We start from the raw sequence: 21,580 nt of genomic DNA on the forward strand, positions 1-21,580 counted from the left end.
TGACGCGCGCCTGCCCAGCCTGCCGGTCCCGCTTCAGCAGCCGGACTTGGCGCACAAGGCGCCGAGCCAGCGGGCCAGGTCGGCGGGACTGCCCAGCCGCCACGGCGCGGCGGAATCGCCCGGCCCGATCTTGATGCCGTAGCCGCCCGCGTCCCGTGCCGCGATGAAGGCCGATTCGTCCGTCAGGTCGTCGCCGGCCATCACGGGCACACGATCAGCAAATAGCGTGCCGCGCATGAACTCACGCAGTGCGCGTCCCTTGTCTATGCCGTGCGGCTTCAGTTCGTAAACCATTTTTCCGGGCTGGACGTCGAACTGCCCGGCATGCCGCGCCGCCACGTCCCGCACCAATGCGTGCACGTCTTCGCCCCGATCCGGTGCCATGCGGTAGTGCACGGCAACGCCCAGCGGCTTGGGCTCGATGAGAATGCCGTCCCAGACCGCGGCGCGCTGGCGCAGCTCGGCCAGGGCGTCCGCGAGGCCCGCGGGCGGCTCGATGCGGTCGACGCGACCGGCGAGATCGCGCCGCTCGGCGCCGTGGTTCGCGCCGTAGGGCAAGGCCAATGGCCGCAGCAACTCGTCGATGCCGCTGCCGGGACGCCCGGACAGGATGACGACCGCGCCGTCCAGCGCGGTCTGCAAGCGGCCCAATACGGCCACGGTGGACGCGGGCACGACCACCTGCGATGGCTGCTCGCACAGTTCCGCCAGGGTGCCGTCGACGTCGAGGAACAGCGCGGTGCGCGCAGGGTCCGGCAAGGGAGGCGGCGCGGCGGCGGCCGATAGTCGGGATTCTGGAGTTGCCTGCATCGAGGTTCCTGCGCAGCGGTGATGGCGCGCGAGGAGTCGGCAGTACATGAGAACGGACGGTCGCGCGCCCGGATGGTAGGACTTCAGAGTAACGCTGGAGGGGGGCGGCAGGCGTATCCAGGCGTTTCCGGGTCTGGGGTTTATTTTGATGGCCGTTGATTATTTATGTGGCGCTTCAGGGTTCTTATGGCGCCTGGGCCATGACTGCGTACTCTCGTCCTCGCGCTTTCGCGCTGCGGGCGAGAGTACGCAGTCATGGCCCAGGCTCACTGCAACGCCATGCCACGGTCGATAAACCCTTGCTCTGGATGAGCCGCTTGACTTAATGCGATTGGCACATAATGGCGGAGCCATCTCCGCATGGCCGCGGCGTCTCAAGCACTCAGGCCGAGACCGCATCGAATCAATCGCAAGCTGCAAAGACAACGCGCCACCAAAAGGCGGCGCGTAGATACTGCAATCGCTCTGGATCAGAGAGAAGAGCGAGATCAGTACTTCGAAGGCACGAACATATCCCCAGGCAGCGGATGGCGGATGTAGTCGGGATGGTGTTCGCGCTCGGGCAGCACGATGCTGGGATGCTCGACGTCCTCGTACGGGACCTGGCTCAGCAGGTGGTGGATGCAGTTCAGGCGAGCGCGCTTCTTGTCCACGCCTTCGACCACCCACCAGCGCGCTTCGGGGATGTGCGAGCGCTCGATCATCTCTTCCTTGGCCTTGGTGTAGGCCTCCCAGCGGCGGCGCGACTCCAGGTCCATCGGCGACAGTTTCCACTGCTTCAGCGGATCGTGCACGCGGGCCAGGAAGCGGCGGTTCTGCTCTTCGTCGCTGATCGAGAACCAGTACTTGATGAGGATGATGCCCGAGCGCACCAGCATCTTCTCGAACTCGGTGACGCTGCGGAAGAATTCCTCGTATTCGTCCGGCGTGCAGAAGCCCATGACGCGTTCGACGCCGGCGCGGTTGTACCAGCTGCGGTCGAACAGCACCATTTCGCCGCCGGCCGGCAGGTGCGACACGTAGCGCTGGAAGTACCACTGGGTTCGTTCGCGGTCGTTGGGCGCGGGCAGCGCGGCCACGCGGCACACGCGCGGGTTCAGGCGCTGGGTGATGCGCTTGATGGCGCCGCCCTTGCCCGCGGCGTCGCGGCCCTCGAACAGCACGACGATCTTCAGCTTCTTGTGCACCACCCAGTCCTGCAGCTTGACCAGCTCGCCCTGCAGGCGCAGCAGTTCGCGGAAATAGACGCGGCGGTCGATGTCGCCGTCGGACGTATCGCTGGGAGCCATCGCGTCCAGGCGATCGTCGTCCATTTCCATCTCCAGCTCTTCGTCGAGGCTGTCGATCATTTCTGCGTAAAGGCGGCGGGTCTGTTCGGAGAGGGTGTCGCGGTCGCTCATGATGTCCGTCAGGCAGGTAAGGGCCGGGCCAGGGGCGCGTCGGCCCGGCGCAGCGAAAACCGGCGGGGACGGGAAGGTCCATCCGCCGGCGGCGTGATGCGTCCGCACAATTTATGTCGTTCGGATGACATCTCTGTGAATGGGCCGTCCGAGGGGCCCACGCCAGGGCCCGCAGGGCGGGCGCTCCCGTCCCGCCTTGCCGTGACACCCCCGGTGTCACACCCCGATGCGGCGCCGAGCAAGAGGCGCGGCGCGATGCGCCCAAATGCGCAAAACGCCGTCATGGATATGCCCGGAAAATGGACGCCGGCCGCTCGCGCCCAAAAATATCGGAATCGTGCCGCGATAATGTTTCTGATCGTGGGGAGTATTTCGCCGAGCGTCACGCGGATCGAGAAAATGAAGCCCGCGCAAAATGGACGGCACGCGCGGGGAGGACCAGAGTCGAATAAAAGACGCGCGTCGAATGAAAAAACCGCGCGATGCGCGGCTTCGTTCATGTGTTCGTACGCCCGCTTGCTGGTCAGACGACGGCTTCCCGGCCGACGGCGTCAACCCAGCGCCGCCCGGATTTTGGCCGCGTGCTCGGCCAGCAGCTCGGGCCTGGCCATGTCGCCGGTATGCGGGCGCAGGGCCACGCCCTCGAAGCGCGGCAGGATGTGAAAATGGATGTGAAACACCACCTGCCCGCCCGACGGTTCGGAAAACTGCTGCAGCGTCAGGCCGTCGGCCTGCATGGCCTGGCGCGCGGCGATGGCGATGCGCTGGGTTTTCACGATCAGGTCCGACAGCGCCTCGGGCGCGATGTCGAAAATATTGCGCGCGGGCGTCTTCGGAATCACCAGCGTGTGGCCGTCGGTGCGCGGCATGATGTCCATGAAGGCCAGCGTGGAGTCGTCCTCGTAGACCTTGTGGCACGGGATTTCGCCTCGCAGGATCTTGGCGAAGATATTGCTGTCGTCATAACCTGACATGGGGGCTCCTAGCTATGGGGGTTATCTGGATGGCGAGCCGCTGTGTGAGGCCTGATAGTAGCAAGCTGCGGGGACGAAACGGGAAAGCCATTCCAGCCCGCCGGCATGCCAGGTTGGGCATGGTGATTGCTGGTTGCCCTCTTGCCACTTCCAAGCTGTGTTACAAGATGTTATAACCCAAGGTCGTGACATGTCCGTAGCTGGCAGGATGCGTACGAAACTCGGCTCCTGACCCTTTTTTCACCGTGACGGTTGAATACGGAGGAGGCCCAGAATGAAATGCCCCGAGATTCCGGCAACGGAGAATGCACGGCTCAAGGCATTGTCCGAATACGGCCTGAGCAGCGAGCGTCCCTTGCCCAGCCTGGATCCGGTCGTGCAGATCGCGGCCCACATGTTCGGCATGCCGGTCGCGGCGGTCAATCTCATCGGTAGCGAACACGTATTCCTGGCCGCCAACGTCGGCTGCGACCTGGTGGACCCGCGTCGCGACGTCTCGTTCTGTGCGCACGCCATCAACCAGGACGAGGTCATGGTGGTGCCCGACGCGACGCAGGACGATCGGTTTCACGACAACCCCCTGGTGGCCGGCGCCGGCGGCGACACGCCGGGCAAGATCCGCTTCTATGCCGGGGCGCCGCTGCGCTCGCCGTCCGGCCATGCGCTGGGCGCGCTGTGCGTCATCGACGAGCGCCCGCATCACGACTTTTCCGCGGAAGACTGCGAACGGCTGCGCGAACTGGCGCGCATGGCGGCCGACCGCATGGAACTGCGCCGCATCGAAATATCGGCGGAGCAGACCCGCCGCCCGTTCGACGACTATGCCAAGGATTCGCCCACCGCGGTGGTGTGGTTCGACGAGCAGCGCAACATCGTCACCTGGAACGCGGCCGCCGCCGTGCTGTATGGCTATCCGGCGGCAGCAGGTTCCGGACGCAGCGTCGACACCCTGCTGCTGGAGCGCGATCGTCCCGCGTTCCGCGACCTGGTGCAACGCGCTGTGGAACTGGGCTCGGTCGAGGACCTGACCATGCCGACGTCTTTGCACGGCCTGCGCCGCGACGGCACCACTTTCCAGTTGGGCATCTCGCTGTTCTGCTGGCGCGAGCGCGACCGCCTGACGTTCAACGCGCATCTGCAGGATCTCAGCGTGCGCCGCCAGGAAGAGGAAGAGCTGCGGCGCCTGGCCCATACCGACGCCCTGACCGGATTGGCCAACCGCGCCTGTTTCTATCGCCGCGTCGAGGAGACCCTGGCGCAGCCGCTGGCCGCATCCGTGCTGATGCTGGACCTGGACGGTTTCAAGGACATCAACGACACGCTGGGCAATGCCGTGGGCGACGCGGTGCTGCGCGAGGTGGGCCGCCGCCTGCAGTTCGTGGGCGGGCCGCAATCGACCGCCGCGCGCCTGGGCAGCGACGATTTCGCGTTGCTGCTGCCGGGCGTGGACGCGCGCGAATCGGCCCTGGCCGTGGCGCAGGCGGCGGTGTCGGCCATCGGCAAGCCCATCGTGGCGGCCGGCCACGAAGTCAACGCGGCCGTCAGCTGCGGCGTCGCGGTGGCGCCGCTGCAGGCTCAGGAAGCGCTGGAACTGATCGGCGACGCCGACCTGGCGCTGGCGCGGGCCAAGGACATCGGACGCGGCCAGGCCTACGGCTTCGTGCCCGCGCTGCGCATGGAGGCCACCGCGCGCCGGCTGCACGGCATGGAACTGCACCGCGCCGTCAACGACGGCGAGTTCGTGCTGTTCTACCAGCCGCAGGTGCGCCTGTCCGATGGCGCGCTGGTCGGCGCCGAGGCGCTCATCCGCTGGCGCCACCCGCGCCGCGGCCTGCTCGAGCCCGCCGCTTTCCTGCCCGCGCTGGAAACCGGGCCGCTGGCCGCGACGGTGGGCAGCTGGGTGCTGGACGATGCCTGCGCGCAGGCGGCGCGCTGGCGCGGCGATGGCGCGCCCGATTTCCGCATGGGCGTCAATCTGTTCGGCGCGCAGTTCCACGTGGGCGACCTGGCAGACGAGGTGATCCGCGCGCTGGCGCGCCACGGCCTGCCGCCCGAGGCGCTGGAACTGGAGATCACCGAGAACATCGCGCTGGACAATGACGAGGTGGTGCTGGAGACGCTGCGGCGGCTGCACCGCCACGGCGTGTCGATCGCGTTCGACGACTTCGGCACGGGCTATGCGTCGCTGTCGCTGCTCAAGCGCTTTCCGCTGTCGCGCATCAAGATCGACCGCACCTTCGTGCAGGGCATGCTGGAGTCCGAACAGGACGCCTCGGTGATCCGGGCGGTACTGGACATGGTACGCACCTTCCACCTGGAGGCCATCGCCGAAGGCGTGGAGACGCGCGCCCAGCTGGATGCGTTGCGCCACGCGGGTTGCGCCGAAGGCCAGGGCTACCTGTTCAGCCGGCCGATTCCCGCCCAGCAGTTCGCGCAGATGTACGGCCTGGTCGATGCGGTACCCGCGGTGCGGCGCGCCTGACCCTGCCCTGAACGCTTTGCCCGCGGCCGCGTCATGGCCGCGGCGGGTAAAGCCTGATGTCCGGCGCAACCAGGTTCGGTACCATGTGGGCGCATTCCATCACGACAACAGGAGACAACATGAGCCGTACCCCCCTGCGCCGCCTGGCCGCGCTGTTCGCCGTTTCCGCCTGCGCCGCGCTGCCCGCCGCGCATGCCGCCGATGGCAAGTGGCCCGACAAGCCGATCACCATCGTGTCGCCCTATGCGCCCGGCGGCACCACCGACATCCTGGCTCGCCTGCTGGCCAACCGCCTGAACGACAAGCTGGGCCAGACCATCATCGTCGAGAACAAGCCAGGCGCGGGCGGCAACATCGGCACGGCCCAGGTGGCCAAGTCCAAGCCCGACGGCTATACCTTCCTGCTGGCCGCCAGCGGCCCCATCGTGATCGCGGGCACGCTGTACAACAAGCTGAACTACAAGCCCGAAAGCGACTTCACCGCCGTGTCGCCGCTGGCGCGCACCAGCTTCGTGGTGGCGGTCAATGCCAAGTCGGGCCTGACGTCGCTCGACGACATCATCGCCAAGGGCAAGGCGAACGACCTGGCCTTCGGCTCGGCCGGCTCGGGCACGCCGCAGCACATCATCGGCGAGATGTTCAACGTGGCCGCCAAGACCAAGATCCAGCACATCCCGTACAAGGGTTCGGGTCCGCTGCTGAACGACCTGGTGGGCGGGCAGGTGCCGCTGGCCTTCGAGAACCCGCTGCCCATCATGCAGCAGGTCAAGGCCGGCAACCTGAAGGTGTTGGCCGTCACGGGCGGCCAGCGCTCCGCCGCGCTGCCCGACGTGCCCACGCTGGCCGAAAGCGGCATTCCGGGTTTCGACGCGCAGCCCTGGTATGGCCTGCTGGGCCCGGCAGGCCTGCCCGCCGACGTGACCGAGCGCATGAACAAGGAAGTGCAGGCCGTGCTGGCCGCGCCGGACGTGAAGAAGCAATTGGCCGACCTGGGCGTGGAGCCCATGGTGATGACACCGAGGCAATACCAGGACTTCATCGCCAAGGACATCGTGAAATGGGGCGCGGCCGTGAAGGCCTCGGGCGCCACCGTCGACTGACGTATCCCGGTTGACGAATCCAGGCGAGGCGGCGTATGGTCGCCTCGCTTTTTTTTTCATTCCAGCGCCTTGACTCTCCGGACCTGCATGCAGCCGTTTCTCGATCACGCCGCCGTTGCCCGACTGGCCGTCCGCTCAGATGCCGTCACGCAGCCCTGTGCCTGCGTGAAATCCTTGTCCGACGCCTGGACCAGCGAGCCCGTGTCGTTTCCCGAAAGCCAGCTGCGGCAGGTGGGCACGCTGCGCGAGTCGGCCTACGACGAACCCACGTTCGAGGAATACCACCCGGACGGCACGCACTTCTGGTCGCCCGAGGCGCCCATCGCGCCGCGCTACTTTCCGGCCAACCGCAGCGACGCATGGCAATGCGTGGTGTGCGAGAGGATTTTCCTGCGCTACGTGGAAGGCGGCGGATATTTCGTGGACCGCCGGGTGCGCAGGCTGATGGGCAAGCTGCTGGTGGACGCGCCGCTTTGACGACCGCGGCGCGCACGCCGCGGCAGGGGTATCACAACTCGATACCCAAGGCGGCAACGGCCGCGCCCTGAAAAAATGCCGCGCGCCCTGCCCGTACGGGCCCGACGCGCGGCCACGGGGGTGGTTTGCACCCCGACAGGTAGACAACCCTTGTCATGGCCCGATGCGCTACAGCACCTCGGCCGTGCCCAGGATGGCCGTGGACTGGCTGGACAGCGTGCCGCCGTTGCCATGCACCAGCGCCGTCTTCGCGCCCTGGACCTGGCGCTCGCCGGCTTCGCCGCGCAGCTGGCGCACGGCCTCGATGGTGATGAACATGCCGTACATGCCGGGATGCGTGCACGACAGGCCGCCGCCGTTGGTGTTGACCGCCAGGCGCCCGCCCGGCGCCAGCGCGCCGTCGGCCACGAACGGACCGCCCTCGCCCTTCTTGCAGAACCCCAGGTCTTCGAGGAAGAGGATGGGATTGATGGTGAAGGCGTCGTACAGCTCCAGCACGTCGATGTCGGCGGGGGTGAGGCCCGCCATGCCGAACGCGATGGGCCCGGACTGCGCGGCCGCGGTGACGGTCAGGTCGTCCATGGACGAGATCTGGCGGTTCCAGCAGGCGGTGGAACTGCCCAGCACGTAGACCGGTTTGTTGGGGAGGTCGCGCGCGCGGTCGGCGCGCACCAGCACGTAGGCGCCGGCGCCGTCGGTGACCAGGCAACTGTCGCGCACGGTCAGCGGATCGGACACCATGCGGGCCGACAGCACGTCCTCGATGGAAAGCGGATCGCGCATGAAGGCCTCGGGATTGAGCTGCGCCCACTTGCGCGCGGCCACGGCCACTTCGGCCAGGTGCTCGCGCCTGGTGCCGTACTGGTGCATGTGGCGCGCGGCGGCCAGGGCGTAGGAGCTGAGCGGGCTGAGCGGGTTGTACGGGGTTTCGTAGGGCTGCGGATCGAGCTTGCGGCGCGCGTTGCCGATCTCGGCGCGGTTCAGCGTGGAGGTGCGCTGGGTGCTGCCGTAGCAGACCAGCACCGCGTTGCACTGCCCGCTGGCCAGGGCCTGCAGCGCGGGCATCAGGTGCGCCACGAAACTGGAGCCGCCGATCATGGTGCTGTCCATGAAGGTGGGACGGATGCCCAGGTGCTCGATGACCGGCATGACCCACATGGTGGACGCCACGCTGGCGGTGGCGATGCCATCGATGTCGCGCATGGTGAGGCCGGCATCGGCCACAGCGCGCTGCGCCGCCTGCACCAGGATTTCCATTTCGGTGTAGCCGTGGGCCTCGCCCAGGCCGGCATGGCCCACGCCCACGATGGCGGTCGCGCCGCGCAGTTTCGGATCGATCATGCCTTGCCCTCCTGCTGGAACACCACGAGCTTGCCGTCGGGCGTGTCGATGAGCCGTACCTGGACCGCCATGCCGATGCGGACCGCGTCGGGCGCGATGCCGTCGACGCGCGACATGAGGCGCGGGCCTTCGGCCAGGTCGATCAGCGCCACGTTGTAGTCGCCGCCGTGCTCGGCCTTGCGGCGCACCACGGTGGTGGAATAGACCGTGCCCTTGCCCGAGGGCGTGAACCAGTCGAGCTTGCCGTCTCCGCAGTGCGGACAGATGGCGCGTGGATAGAACACGGCCTGCTTGCAGGCCAGGCAACGCTGGATCTGGAACTGGCCCTGCGCGAGCAGGTCATGGTATTGCTTCTCGGGCCCCGCGGGCTGGCCGCCCGCGGGCGTGCCCTGGTTCTGCGACATGGCTTGCGTCTCCTCTGTAACCGTGCGTCGATTGTGCGTTGCACGGCGGCCGGCCGCCATCTCGTTTTGCTTAGGCCGGCTTTTGGCGGACGTTAACGCTACCCACGGACCTGGCCTTCGCGGCTTTCCAGCGCCCTCGCCGCCGTCGTCGGCAGCACGCTGCCTACAATGTGCCAATCGCACCCTCCGCCGCGCACGCCATGCCCGTCCACGAACAGATCGACTTCTCGCCCACCGCCGCGCGCCTGCTGCGGGAACTCACCAGCGAGCGCGTCAACCAGGCGCTGGAGCGCTATGCGGAGATCCTGCGGCGCGAGCGCGCGGTCAGGCTGCTGTCGGAAAGCGAATGGTTCGCGCTGCGCGAGGCGCTGGACGATGGCGGCTACGACGTGGCACCCGCCAGCGCCATCGCGGGCTGGCTGTGGCGGCGCTGGGGGGCCGCGCTGGACACCGGCGTGGCCGAGCGCTGGCACATAGACGGCGCGGGCCTGCTGAACCGGCTGCGCCTGCTGACGTACGCGCAGGAAGTGGCGGTGCTGGAAGACCTGCGCGCCCTGGCACGCAAGCGGAGCTGACATGTCCGACCTCGACCTGCGCCGCCACGCGCCCGCCACCGAACGCAATCGCCAACCCATCCTGGACGTGCTGCGGGACGTCCTGCCCGCGTCGGGCCGGGTGCTGGAGATCGGCAGCGGCACGGGCGAGCACGCGGTGTTCTTCGCCCAGGCCCGGCCGGCATGGACCTGGCTGCCCAGCGAAGGCGATGCCGACATGCTGCCGTCGATCCGTGCATGGATCGCGCACGCGGGGCTGGCCAACGTCGAGCCGCCCCGGCTGATCGACGTGCAGGCGCCGGACTGGGGCGTGCCGCCCGTGGACGCCATCGTCTGCTGCAACGTCATCCATTATTCGGCGTGGGCCACCACGCCGGCCCTGCTGGACGGCGCGGCCCGGCTGTTGCGCCCGGGCGGCGTGCTGTACCTGTACGGCCCCTACCGCCGCCGCGGCGAGCACACCGCGCCCAGCAACGCGGCGTTCGACCAGTGGCTGAAACAGCGCGACCCGTCCTTCGGCGTGCGCAACCTGGAAGACGTGCAGGCCGAGGCCGCGGCGCGCGGCCTGGCCAGCGGGCCCGTGATCGAGATGCCCGCCAACAACCTGAGCGTGGTCTTCACGGCGGGCTGAGCCGCCTTCGCCCTGCCCGCGCCGCCTCGCCGCCTCGCCGCGGCGCCCTGCCCGCCCATCGCCCCATCCTCCCGGCGGCTCCGGCGCGCCGGCTGCCGCGCGCGTCTGGGCGGTCCCGGCACCCCATCCGCCGCGCGAGGTAGCCGGACCTGTCCCCACGGAACCGCCGCCCATGCGCGTCGCAGCCGATTTTTCGCCGCACGTGTCCCCTTAACGCAAAAAGTTCCCTTTAGCGTGTCCGGCGCAAGTCGGAAGTGCCGGCATTCGTAACTACCCGCTTGCATTCCACGTTGCCTCCGCACAACAGCCTGTCGGACAACTTCCACAAACTTCCGTAAAGATCGGCGAAAAATAGCGATATAAAGCGATACAAACGCCAATTCTATAGAAATAATTTTTGCATTTGAAAACAATTGAAGTATCTTGTTGTGCGAATTGTCCAACATGTGCGAACATCGCAAGGACACGTTTTGTTGTATTTGGTGTCTTTTCCTTGCAACGAAACCGGTAGCAGGTGTCCGTTCAGCACCTGCCAGCCGGGTGCAGATATGTTCGCCATCGTGAGTTTCCTCGTTTCTTTGCTGATCCCCGACGGTCCGGCCTCCTGCCTGCGCAGCACCAGGAGCCGGCTCCTTCAGTAGACAAGCCCGAACGTCGGGCTCTGCCCCTCTTTCACTTCCCCACTGTCGCGTTTCCCACGCAAGCGGCGTCACCTGCCGCATGCCGGGCCTTTGCGCGCCATCAATTCAGTGTCGTCGTCACAACAGGGTTTTATGTCCACCAAGCAATTCTCCATCCGGCTGGCCAGCTGCGCCCTCGGCGTCTCCCTCGCCCTGGCCAGCCTTGCCGCCGCCGCCGCCGATGCGCCGGCCAACGGCGCTGCCGCCAGCGTCATGGTCAGCAGCGTCACGTTCTCCGGCAACAAGACCTATACCAACGACCAGCTCAGCGCCCTGATCGCCAGCGACATCGGCCGCCCGATGTCGCTGGACGCCATGCGCGGCCTGGCCGCCAAGATCGAGGCGCACTACCACGCGCAGGGCTACACCCTGGTCAAGGTGGTGGTGCCGCAGCAGCAGTTCGGCGACAACCGCGCGCTGCAGCTGACCGTGCTGGAAGGCTGGCTGGGCAACATCACGGTCCAGAACAACCCGCGCTTCCCGTCCTACCGCGTCGAGCGCGCCCTGGCCGCCGAAGGCGTGGTGCAGGGCCAGCCGTTCACGCTGGAACAGATCGAGCGCGCGCTGACGCGCCTGAACCGCCTGTCGGGCATCACCGTGACCTCGCGCCTGCAGCCCGGCACGCAGGCCGGCTCGACCGACCTGTTCGTGGACGTGACCGAAGCCAACCGCATCACCGGCATGGTCGAGGTCAACAACTACGGCAGCGAGAACACCGGCCGCTGGCGCCTGATCCCGCGCGTGAACTTCGAGGACCTGACCGGCCGCGGCGACGAACTCGGCTTCATCGGCATGAAGTCGCTGGGCGACGGCGACCTGAAGTACGGCTCGCTGATGTACTCGCTGCCCGTCAACGCGCTGGGCACCAAGGTGATGGGCTACTACTCGAAGGGCAACGTCAACGTCGGCCGCGAGTACCAGGTGCTGGACATCAAGGGCGACAACTCGGGCTGGGGCCTGGGCGTGGCCCACGACTTCGTGCGCTCGGCGCGCCGCATCTACTCGGCCGAGGCCTGGTTCGAAAGCCAGGACCTGAAGCAGGAGATGCTGTCGACCACGACCTCGAAGGACGAGATCCGCAAGCTGCGCCTGGGCTTCACGTTCGACGACACCGGCCTGTCGGGCCGCACGCTGGCGCAGGTGCAGATGCACTACGGCCTGGGCGATGCGCTGGGCGGCATGGAAGACAACAGCCCCATGTCCAGCCGCGCCTATTCGCGCGCCGACAACCGGTTCACCAAGTTCACCTTCGACGTGGCCCGCATCGAACGCCTCTCGTCGCGCTGGACGCTGACGCCGCGCCTGTCGGGCCAGTACTCGACGGCGCCGCTGGTGTCGGCCGAACAATGGGTGATCGGCGGCGTGTCGTCGGTGGCCGGCTACGTGCCCGCCTACTACGCCGGCGACAGCGGCTACCTGGCCAGCCTGGAAGCCCGCTTCCAGATCCTGCCCGAGAACAGCCGCTACCAGGCCTTCACGCGCATCGACCATGGCCGGATCTTCATCCGCACGCCGTTCATCAACCAGGACTCGAACGCGCACCTGACCGGCGCCACGCTTGGCGTGCAGGCACTGCCCATCGACTCCGTGGAACTGCGTCTGGAAGTGACGACGCCGATCGGCGACCGCAACGGCAAGGGCGAATCGGTGTACGCGCAAGCGCGCTACCGCTTCTGATGACCGGCAGCGACCACGCGCCTCCACTACACAAAATTTCAGGTAAAGAAAATGTCTAGCAAGAAGCAAGCACGCCAGGACGTGCGCAAGACTTTCATTCTGTCCGCCGTGTCCGCCGCCCTGATGGGCGCGGGCTTCGGCGCCTGGGCACAGACGCCCTCCGCTTCGGACGCGACCGTGCGCGGCGGCACCATTTCCGCCATCCAGGAAGCGCTGAACAGCCTGACGATCACGCAGACGTCGAACCGCGCTTTCATCGACTGGCAGAAGTTCGGCGTCAGCCCGTCGCAGCTGGTGGAATTCATCCAGACGCAGGGCGCCAACTCGATCACCGTCAACCGCGTGGTCGGACCGGCCGCGTCGGAGATCCTGGGCCAGCTCAAGGCCAACGGCAAGCTGTTCCTGCTGAACCCCAACGGCGTGCTGATCGGCAGCGGCGCCGAGATCAACGTCGGCAGCCTGGTCGCCACGACGCTGAAGCTCAGCGATGACTCGCAGGGCGCCATCGACGCCTTCATCAACGGCGGCGCCCAGCTGGCCTTCTCCGACAACGCCGCCGGCCAGAAGATCACCAACAACGGCAAGATCACCGCCGCCGACAACGGCTTCGTCTACCTGATCGCAACCTCGGTCGAGAACAACGGCGAGATCGTCGCGCAGCTGGGCAAGGTCAGCCTGGCGGCCGGCAACAAGGCCACGATCGACCTGACGGGCAACAACCTGATCAACCTGTCGGCCGACGCGCTGACGCAGGCGGGCAACAGCGGCAACAAGGCCGGCGTGACCAACTCCGCGACCGGCAAGATCACCGCCGGCACGGTGGCCCTGACGGCCAACCAGGTCAGCAACCTGATGTCCTCACTGGTGTCCAACGAAGGCGTCATCGAAGCCACGTCGCTGGTCGACGTCGCGGGCGCCGAGATCAGCCAGCAGGGCAAGATCCAGGGGCTGACCGTCGGCCAGAACGTGGGCCGCGTGAACACCAATCTGGTCGCCACCGACAGCATCGTCACGGGCGCCAACAGCGTCACCAGGGCCAACGACCTGCGCCTGGAAGTGACGGGCGAAGGCAAGTCGGTGGGCGCGGAAGGCCAGGCGCTGCGCGTCGACGCCGTCACGCTGACCGCCAAGGCCAAGAGCGGCAACGTGATCGTGACCGACGTCGACGGCGGCGTGCAACTGAAGGAAGTCAGCACCGGCGTGGTCGACAGCGACACGCAATACCGCGCCATCATCACCGCGCGCAACGGCGCGATGACGGGCGTGGCCAACGGCACGAACCTGACCGCGTGGGCCGCCAACCTGGTCGCCGACGGCGCCATCGGCACCGACGGCCAGGCCGTCAGCACCCGCGTGCGCAGCCTGGCCGCGTCGACGCAGGACGGCAGCATCAACATCGCCAACACGGGCGGCGACATGGTGCTGGCCGCCATCTCGGCCGGCCAGATGGTCAGCGTCAACAACCAGAACACCTCGCTGCTGCCGATCTCGAACGCCGACGGCAGCGTGACCCTGAGCAACCAGGATCCGGGCACGTCCAAGATCCGCATCAAGTCCGACGGCAACGTCACGCTGGGCGGCGCCCTGGCGGCCGGCGCGGAGATCGCGCTGGAGACCACCGGCGGCAGCATCATCGGCACGGTGGCCAGCACCGACGGCACGACCGCCACGGCCAACCCCTCGGCCACCCTGACCGCCAAGCGCGTGGACCTGAAGGCCTCGGGCGCGGTGGGCAACGCCGGCGCGGCGATGCAGCTGCGCACCGAAAGCGTGGCCGCCACCGCCGGCAACGGCGGCGTGCACCTGTCCGACAACAACGGCCTGACGATCGAGAACATCGTCGCGCAAGGCCAGAACAACGACGTCAGCGTCGACGTGTCGCAGGGCAACCTGCGCGTGGGCGGCATCACCGCCACCGGCGGAAAGGTGCAGCTGAGCGCCACCGAAGGCAGCATCGCCGACAACAACGGCGACGCCAACAACGTGACCGCCGACACGCTGGAATTGCGCGCGCGCAACGACATCGGCGCCGCATCCAACCGCCTGGAGACCAGCGTGCGCGGCCTGACGACGGCCACCACCGCCGTCACCGCCGGCACCTACATCGCCAACGACCGCGCCCTGGAAGACCTGGACGCGACGACCGTGCGCGGCAACGTGGCCGTGTCCTACACCGGCGGCGAAGCCAGGTACGACAACGCCACCAAGCAACTGAGCGCCGGCGGCACGCTGCAATCGCTGCGCCTGGCCGCCCAGGACGCCATCAACCTGCGCGGCAACATCACCGCTTCCAAGAGCCTGACGCTGAGCTCCCTGGGTTCGATCACGCAGGAAGTCGGCACGCTGGTCACCGCCGAGAAGATCGACGCCAAGGCCACCGACGCCATCACCTTCGACCGCACCGCCTCGTCCTACATCAAGGGCGCGGCCGGCAACGGCGCCTTCAAGGTCGCCCAGAACACGGCCGCCACGCTGACGCTGGACGCCACCGCGGCCGGCGCCGCCGGCGACGTCACGCTGGGCAACACCAGCGGCGACCTGGTGATCGACAACGTCAAGGCCACGCGCAACGTCAGCCTGACGGCCGCGGGCTCGGTGCAGACCGCCGTCGACCGCCGCATCGCCGGCGCCTCGGTCGCCGTCACCGGCCGCACCCTGGGCTCGGCCGAACGCGCGCTGGCCACCACCACGTCCGGCGCCCTGAACCTGAATGCCACCAACGGCAACATCAACGCCGCCAACATCGGCTCGCTGACCCGCCTGGACGCCATCGCCAGCGGCACCAACACCACCATCGACCTGAACCTGTCCGGCGATGCCGCCCTGGGCGTGCTGCAGGCCGGCGGCGAGATCAAGCTGACGATGGCCGGCGGCGCGACGCGCGCCACGGGCGCCCCGGCGCAGAACGTGATCGCCGGCACCCTGACCGCCAGCGTCCGTTCGTTCGGCAAGGCGGGCGACGCCAACGCGATCCAGATGTCGGTCGACAAGCTGGTCATCGACACGGTCAACGGCGGCATCTACGTCGTCAACAACGGCAACCGCCCGCTGCTGGTCGAGCGCGCCGCCACCGCGGGTTCGGACGGCAACGTCAGCATCACGAACCGCGGCGGCGCCAACGCCGGCATCCAGGTCAAGAAGATCACGGCGGGCTCTTCCACCGTGACGCTGGCCAGCTCGGGCAGCATCGAAGATGCGCGCACCGACAAGACGGCCGCCAACGTGACGGCCGGCCGCCTGAACGTGGCCGCCGACCGCGGCGTGGGCAACAACGGCGAACTGGCGCTGGACGTCAACTACCTGGCCGCCTCGGGCGGCTCGGGCACGGTGCGCGCCGCCAACACCGGCGCCATCATCGTGGACGCCGATTCGCTGCAGAACAAGGGCGCGTCGAAGGTCTCCATCACCGCCACCGACATCACCATCCTGAGCCAGGGCGGCGGCACGATCCGCATGGACACCGGCGGCTCGCTGGAGCTGGTGGCCACGCGCGGCCACATCGTGTTCCTGAACACGAACGACACCATCGAACTGTGGGCCGATGCGCAAGGCAACGGCGGCGACGCCACCCTGCGCGCCCTGGGCGAGTCCCGCCTGGGCTACCTGGGCGCCATCGTGGCCGGCAACATCACCTCGCACGGCGGCGACATCAGCCTGGAAGCCGCGTCCAACATCACCATCGGCCTGCTGGACGCGGGCACGACGGGCAACGTCTCGGTCATCGCCCGCAAGGGCATCATCATCGACGGCAACGGCCTGACGGAGAACATCCGCGGCAACGTCGTCACGCTCGAGGCCCACACGCCCGATCCGGAAGATGCCAAGTACGTGCGTGAAGTGCTGGGCAACAACTACACGGAGAAGGCGGCCGAGGTCAACAGCACGCAGACGATGTTCAACGTCTACGAGGCCGAACTGCGCACTTACCAGCGTGCCCTGGCCGAAGCTCAGGCCAAGCTGGCGGCCGCGCAGGCCGACGCCAATGCCACGCAGCGCGACGTCGCCGTGCTGCAGGCACAGGTGGATGCCCTGAGCATCACCTTCCAGACGCTGAACGACGTGCTGACCGCCGCCGGCATCGCCAAGAACGCCGCGGCGTTCGTCGCGGCCGGCGCGCAGGCCATCCCGTTCTCGGGCGACGGCGGCGCCGACCTGGTGTTCGCCGGCATCGACCTGGCCCTGTCCATCGCGCAGACCGCCGTCGACGTGTTCCAGCGCCTGACGCTGGACCCGAAGGAAGGCGAGCTGGCCGACATGAACAACCAGCTGGACCAGGCGCTGGCCGGCGTCACGACCGCGCTGGGCGACATGCTGAAGGCCCAGACCGACCGCGACGTGACGTCCGAGTCGTTCAACACGATCAGCGTGGCGCTCTACCGCGCCCAGATCGCCCGCGACGCCGCCCTGAAGGTGCTGGAGCAGGGCCAGACCGCCGTCGTCCTGAACAAGGACATCGACAGCTCGGCCGCCAAGCCGCTGGGCATCAGCGCCAACCAGCTCAACGTCAACGGCACGCTGAACACCGACCTGTACCTGAAGGCAGACACCAACCTGGGCCTGGGCAACATCGCCGTGGCCTCGGGCAAGGTGATCGACGCCCGTGCCGGCAACGACATCGGCGTGGTGGGCAACGTGCGCAGCGACAAGTCGATCACGCTGAACGCCGGTGGCGACATCGTCGGCCGCGGCGGCAAGCTGGTCACGCCGCTGCTGTCGATGACCGCCGGCCAGGGCATCGGCGACGACGTCGACGGCAACCCGATGACCAACAATGTCGTCAACACGGAGACCTCCACGCTGGCCGCGCAGGCCTCGGCCGGCGGCGTGCACATCGCCAACGCCAACGGCAGCGCCCTGCTGACCGTCGGCACGGCGGGCGCCGTCAGCGGCATCACCGCCGCCGACAGCATCACGCTGAGCACCACCGGCGCACTGGCCGTGGACCAGCGGATCGCGGGCGGCAACAAGGCCACGGACACCGTCCGCCTGGTCAGCGGCGGCGCCATCACCAACGGCCAGGACGACGTGGCCGACGTGACGGGCCACCGCCTGGAGATCGACGCCAAGGGCGACGCCACGCTGCAGACCAACGTGCGGCAACTGGCGGCCGAGATCAGTGTCGCGGGCAACCTGACGCTGGCCAACATCGGCGGCGACCTGCTGACCGATTCGGTCATGCTGGCCGACGGCAATGCCTCGATCAAGACCGAAGGCAACATGACGGTGGGCCAGGTGTCGCTGAAGGGCGCGGACCGCAAGGCCGCCCTGGAAGCCAGCGAGGGCATCTCGCGCGACCTGGGCCGCACCATCGCCAGCAGCTACATCGACGCCGACAGCATCGAGCTGAAGGCCGGCACCTACATCGGCGACACCGGCGTCACCAGCGCGCTGGACCGCATCCGCGTCAGCACCAACACGCTGACGGCCACCGGCAGCGGCAACATCGACATCATCGAGGCCGACAACGCCGACCTGCCCAGCCGCGAGCTGAACGTGACGCGCGTGGCCACGACCGAGGGCAACGTCAGCCTGGTGTCGCAAGGCAACATGGTGGTCGACACCATCGAAGCCACCGGCGCCGACAAGGGCGTGGTGCTGGCGGCCGTGGACGGACAGATCCTGAACGGCCGCACCGACGCGCAGGCCAACGTCACCGCCAGCACGCTGGCGATGCGCGGCCACAACGGCATCGGCGGCACCAAGGCGCTGAACGTGAACGTCGCAACCCTGGCCGCCGACGGCGGCACGGGCGGCATCGCCGTCAACGACCTGGCGGGCGACCTGACGATCGGCCAGCTGGACGGCGCCAACGAGACCTTCGGCGGCTCGATCCCGCTGCGCGCAGCCGCGCGCCTGCCGGTGCCCGTCAACCAGGTCACCGGCCTGCAGGCCACCGGCGACATCAACGTCGCCGCGCAAGGCGGCAGCATGACGGTGTCCAACGTGGTCGCCACCACGGGCTCGGACGACCTGGCCGGCGACATCACGCTGCAGGCCGCCACCGGCCTGACGCAGAATGCCGCCGTCACCGCCGACAAGGGCAACGTCAGCCTGGGCACCACCCGCGGCGCGCTGGCGCAGAACGCCGACGTCACGGCAACCGAAGGCAACGTCGCCCTGACGGCCGCCACCGGCAACCCGGCCGCCACCAACCGCACCGGCAACATCGTCATGGCCGCCGGCACCCGCACCACCGCGGGCGGCGCCGTGACCTACGTGGCCGATGCGAACGTCACCACCCGCGAGATCCAGGCGGGCGGCAACGTCGGCATCACGTCCAACACGGGCGACGTGCTGCAGCAGGGCCTGGTGAACACCACAGGCGGCAACGTCGCGCTGGTCTCCGGCACGGTCGGCGGCGTGACCCAGAACGCCAACATCACGGCCAACGCGGGCAACGTCACCGTCTCGGGCGGCACCAAGGGCATCACGATGGCCGCCGGCACCGCCACCTCGGCGGGCACCGGCAAGACCATCGCCTACACGGGCGCCGGCAACGTCACCACCCAGGTGCTGACGGCCGGCGGCAACATCAACGTCACCAGCACCGACGGCGACATCGCGCAGCGCGCGGCCATCACGTCGGCCACGGGCAACGTCGCGCTGGCCGCGCTCAAGGGCGGCATCGACCAGCGGGCCAACACCCAGGCCACCGCGGGCAACGTCACGGTCAACGCCGGCCAGGGCGGCATCACGATGGCCCAGGGCACGCGCGCCGTCGCGGGCACCAACGGCACCCTCGCCTACGACGCCACCGGCAACGTACTGACCTACGGCCTGCAGGCCGGCCGCAACGTGAAGGTCTCGTCGGCCGAAGGCGATGCGACGCTGCAGGGCCAGGTGCAATCGGCCAGCGGCGACATCGCCGTGTCGGCCGGCAAGCACGTGGCGCAGAACGCCGACGTCACGGCCACCACGGGCAACGTGTCGGTCACGGGCGGCGCCGAAGGCATCGCCATGGCGACGGGCACCCGCACCACGGCAGGCACCGGCCGCAAGGTCGAGTACCGCGCCGGCGGCGACGTCGCCGTGAACGACATCCGCGCCACGGGCGGCGACGTCACGCTGCAATCGACGTCGGGCGCCGTGCTGGGCAACGCGGGCGTCGCCCGCCACGTCCAGGCCGCCACGCTGACGGCCTCGTCCGCCACCGGCACCACGCTGAACACCGCGGTGAACCAGCTGACGGCCGAGAACACCGGCGCCGGCGACATCAGCATCGACGAAGCCGATGCCGTCTCGCTGGAGAAGGTGATCGCCGCCGACGGTTCGGTCTACATCCAGGCCGGCGGCAACGTCAGCGCCAAGGACGTGCAGGCCACGCGCGGCACCGCCGAGCTGTCCACGTCGGGCCGCATCGAGATGGGCAGCGCCGACGGCCGCATCCAGGCCGACACGCTGTACCTGTCGGCCCAGAACGGCATCGACGCCGCGACGCGCGCCAATACGATCAACGCCAACGCCTACGGCGGCGGCGCCACGATCGCGCTGCGCGAATCCGGTTCGACCACCCTGCGCTCGATCCGCACCGACAGCGGCAACATCGCGGTCAGCGCGGGCGGCAGCCTGGACGTGCAGAGCGTCAACGCCGGCTACGGCCTGAACGACGTGTCGCTGCGGGCCGGCCAGGCCATCACGCAGGGCCAGCAGGACGCTCCGACGCTGAACCGCGTCGCGGCGCGCTCCCTGCCCGTCTCGCAAGCCAACGTCGTCGCCAACAACCTGCAGCTGTCCGCGGGCACCGGCATCGGCAACGGCGAGCGCGGCGCGCTGGTCACCGACGTGAAGACGCTGGACGCCAGCACCACCAGCGGCAACGCCAGCATCGACCAGGCCAACGCCGTGACGGTGTCGAACCTGAGCACCGGCGGCGGCGATGCCACCCTGGTGGTTCGCCAGGGCGATGCGCAGATCGGCAACGTCAACGCCACGGGCACGGCCACGCTGACCACCGAAGGCGGTTCGCTGCGCGATGACGGCGATGCCGGCACGCGCATCGTCGCCGACGCGGCCAACCTGAGCGCCTCGGGCGACGTGAACGCCGGCACGCAGGTCAACACGCTGAACGCCAACGGCCAGTCGATCACCATCGACGAGCAGGACGGCCTGCGCAAGCTGACCGCCACCGCCACCAACGGCGACGTGAGCGTGACCAGCCGCACCGGCAACGTGGTCGTCGACCAGGTCAACGCGGGCACGCACACGGCGTCCCTCAACGCCGTGCAGGGCTCGATCCGCAATGAAGTGCAGGGTTCGTCGGCCATCACGGCCCAGAATGTCCTGCTGAACGCGGGCGTGGGCCTGGGCGATGCGAACGGCGCGCTGAACCTGCGCACCGGCACGGTGTCGGCGCAGGCCGGCAACGGCGGCGCCCAGCTCAACAACCTGAGCCAGGGCACCCTGACGCTGGGCAACACCTCGGCCACGGGCGGCAATGTGGTCGTGAACACGGCGGGCCAGTTGGCCGTCGACGGCAACGTCAGCAACACCGGCGGCGGCGACATCACGCTGCAGGCCGGCGGCGACGTGAAGCAGTCGGGCAACGTCGTGGCCACGCGTTCGGGCAACGTCACCGTCAACAGCGGCGGCAACATCGACATGGGCGGCTCCGCCAAGACCTCGTCGGGCACGGGCAACATCACCTACGCCGCCGCCAACACGGTCACCGTCAACAGCATCTCGACGGGCCAGGGCGGCAACGTGGGCACCGTCACCCTGCGCGGCCAGAACGTGGTCAACGGCGGCACCAGCGGCCGCGCGGTCGAAGGCCGTGTCGTCAACATCGACACGCCCAACGCCAACTCGGAACTGGCCAGCTCGCTGCTGGGCAACACCCGCGAGCTGACGGTGGTGCGCTTCTCGGATCGTCCGGTGGGCGGTACGCTGGTCGAAGGCGGCCGCTTCTCGAACGAGCTGATCCAGGCCCAGGAAGTGCTGCAGCCCGGCCTGGTGAACCAGCTGGACGACAGCATCAAGCTGGACAAGCTGAATCCGCGTCCGATGGGCAAGAAGCTGATCGAAGTGTCGGGTCTCTGATCGCTGGAACCCGC

General features: G+C 68.4%; 12 protein-coding genes. 7 read left to right on the forward strand and 5 right to left on the reverse strand.

What is annotated here, in order from left to right; translation table 11 throughout:
• Positions 1-33: 33 nt before the first annotated feature.
• The 3 genes from otsB to FS845_RS25195 form a co-directional block, all read right to left on the reverse strand.
• Complete coding sequence (gene otsB, locus FS845_RS25185) at positions 34-810, reverse strand: trehalose-phosphatase (protein ID WP_186332420.1); 777 nt, start codon at positions 808-810, stop codon at positions 34-36.
• A 488-nt stretch (positions 811-1,298) separates the two neighbouring features.
• Positions 1,299-2,210, reverse strand: coding sequence for a polyphosphate kinase 2 (gene ppk2, locus FS845_RS25190; RefSeq protein ID WP_144640972.1), 912 nt, complete (start codon positions 2,208-2,210; stop codon positions 1,299-1,301).
• Positions 2,211-2,761: 551 nt separating this feature from the next.
• Positions 2,762-3,184 carry an HIT family protein gene (locus FS845_RS25195; RefSeq protein ID WP_144640974.1) on the reverse strand — a complete coding sequence of 141 codons (423 nt, stop codon included), beginning with the start codon at positions 3,182-3,184 and terminating at the stop codon, positions 2,762-2,764.
• Positions 3,185-3,458: 274 nt separating this feature from the next.
• On the opposite strand from FS845_RS25195, the gene FS845_RS25200 reads away from it, so the two are divergent.
• From FS845_RS25200 to FS845_RS25210, 3 genes are all read left to right on the forward strand, one after another.
• Positions 3,459-5,666: a putative bifunctional diguanylate cyclase/phosphodiesterase gene (locus FS845_RS25200; protein ID WP_144640977.1), complete on the forward strand. Its 2,208-nt coding sequence runs from the start codon at positions 3,459-3,461 to the stop codon at positions 5,664-5,666.
• Positions 5,667-5,785: 119 nt separating this feature from the next.
• Complete coding sequence (locus tag FS845_RS25205) at positions 5,786-6,766, forward strand: Bug family tripartite tricarboxylate transporter substrate binding protein (RefSeq protein ID WP_144640980.1); 981 nt, start codon at positions 5,786-5,788, stop codon at positions 6,764-6,766.
• Positions 6,767-6,931: 165 nt separating this feature from the next.
• On the forward strand, positions 6,932-7,243 hold the full coding sequence (locus tag FS845_RS25210) for a hypothetical protein (protein WP_313960328.1): 312 nt from the start codon (positions 6,932-6,934) through the stop codon (positions 7,241-7,243).
• 168 nt (positions 7,244-7,411) lie between these two features.
• Here the strand turns inward: FS845_RS25210 and FS845_RS25215 are convergent, their stop codons facing one another.
• The gene (locus tag FS845_RS25215; RefSeq protein ID WP_144640985.1) at positions 7,412-8,584 is read right to left on the reverse strand and encodes a thiolase; all 1,173 of its coding nucleotides are present in this window, start codon (positions 8,582-8,584) and stop codon (positions 7,412-7,414) included.
• Positions 8,581-8,988, reverse strand: a complete 408-nt coding sequence (locus tag FS845_RS25220) for a Zn-ribbon domain-containing OB-fold protein (protein ID WP_144640989.1) — start codon at positions 8,986-8,988, stop codon at positions 8,581-8,583. The genes FS845_RS25215 and FS845_RS25220 overlap by 4 nt, the downstream gene beginning before the upstream one ends.
• A 200-nt stretch (positions 8,989-9,188) precedes the next feature.
• On the opposite strand from FS845_RS25220, the gene FS845_RS25225 reads away from it, so the two are divergent.
• The 4 genes from FS845_RS25225 (at position 9,189) to FS845_RS25240 (ending at position 21,566) form a co-directional block, all read left to right on the forward strand.
• A complete protein-coding gene (locus FS845_RS25225) occupies positions 9,189-9,563 on the forward strand; it encodes a hypothetical protein (RefSeq protein ID WP_144640992.1) in 375 nt (124 codons plus the stop codon).
• Between the two features lies 1 nt (position 9,564).
• Complete coding sequence (locus FS845_RS25230; protein ID WP_144640995.1) at positions 9,565-10,173, forward strand: DUF938 domain-containing protein; 609 nt, start codon at positions 9,565-9,567, stop codon at positions 10,171-10,173.
• A gap of 773 nt (positions 10,174-10,946) precedes the next feature.
• Complete coding sequence (locus FS845_RS25235) at positions 10,947-12,530, forward strand: ShlB/FhaC/HecB family hemolysin secretion/activation protein (RefSeq protein ID WP_144640998.1); 1,584 nt, start codon at positions 10,947-10,949, stop codon at positions 12,528-12,530.
• A gap of 51 nt (positions 12,531-12,581) precedes the next feature.
• On the forward strand, positions 12,582-21,566 hold the full coding sequence (locus FS845_RS25240; RefSeq protein WP_144641001.1) for a filamentous hemagglutinin N-terminal domain-containing protein: 8,985 nt from the start codon (positions 12,582-12,584) through the stop codon (positions 21,564-21,566).
• Positions 21,567-21,580 lie beyond the last annotated feature (14 nt).

The sequence above is a fragment of the Bordetella genomosp. 13 genome (assembly GCF_007679965.1).
Lineage (GTDB): Bacteria > Pseudomonadota > Gammaproteobacteria > Burkholderiales > Burkholderiaceae_B > Bordetella.

What these genes read in the sequence shown, in the direction of transcription:
- otsB (WP_186332420.1), bottom strand. Translation starts at nt 810, where the DNA reads ATGCAGGCAACTCCAGAATCCCGACTATCGGCCGCCGCCGCGCCGCCT.
- ppk2 (WP_144640972.1), bottom strand. Translation starts at nt 2,210, where the DNA reads ATGAGCGACCGCGACACCCTCTCCGAACAGACCCGCCGCCTTTACGCA.
- FS845_RS25195 (WP_144640974.1), bottom strand. Translation starts at nt 3,184, where the DNA reads ATGTCAGGTTATGACGACAGCAATATCTTCGCCAAGATCCTGCGAGGC.
- FS845_RS25200 (WP_144640977.1), top strand. Translation starts at nt 3,459, where the DNA reads ATGAAATGCCCCGAGATTCCGGCAACGGAGAATGCACGGCTCAAGGCA.
- FS845_RS25205 (WP_144640980.1), top strand. Translation starts at nt 5,786, where the DNA reads ATGAGCCGTACCCCCCTGCGCCGCCTGGCCGCGCTGTTCGCCGTTTCC.
- FS845_RS25215 (WP_144640985.1), bottom strand. Translation starts at nt 8,584, where the DNA reads ATGATCGATCCGAAACTGCGCGGCGCGACCGCCATCGTGGGCGTGGGC.
- FS845_RS25220 (WP_144640989.1), bottom strand. Translation starts at nt 8,988, where the DNA reads ATGTCGCAGAACCAGGGCACGCCCGCGGGCGGCCAGCCCGCGGGGCCC.
- FS845_RS25225 (WP_144640992.1), top strand. Translation starts at nt 9,189, where the DNA reads ATGCCCGTCCACGAACAGATCGACTTCTCGCCCACCGCCGCGCGCCTG.
- FS845_RS25230 (WP_144640995.1), top strand. Translation starts at nt 9,565, where the DNA reads ATGTCCGACCTCGACCTGCGCCGCCACGCGCCCGCCACCGAACGCAAT.
- FS845_RS25235 (WP_144640998.1), top strand. Translation starts at nt 10,947, where the DNA reads ATGTCCACCAAGCAATTCTCCATCCGGCTGGCCAGCTGCGCCCTCGGC.
- FS845_RS25240 (WP_144641001.1), top strand. Translation starts at nt 12,582, where the DNA reads ATGTCTAGCAAGAAGCAAGCACGCCAGGACGTGCGCAAGACTTTCATT.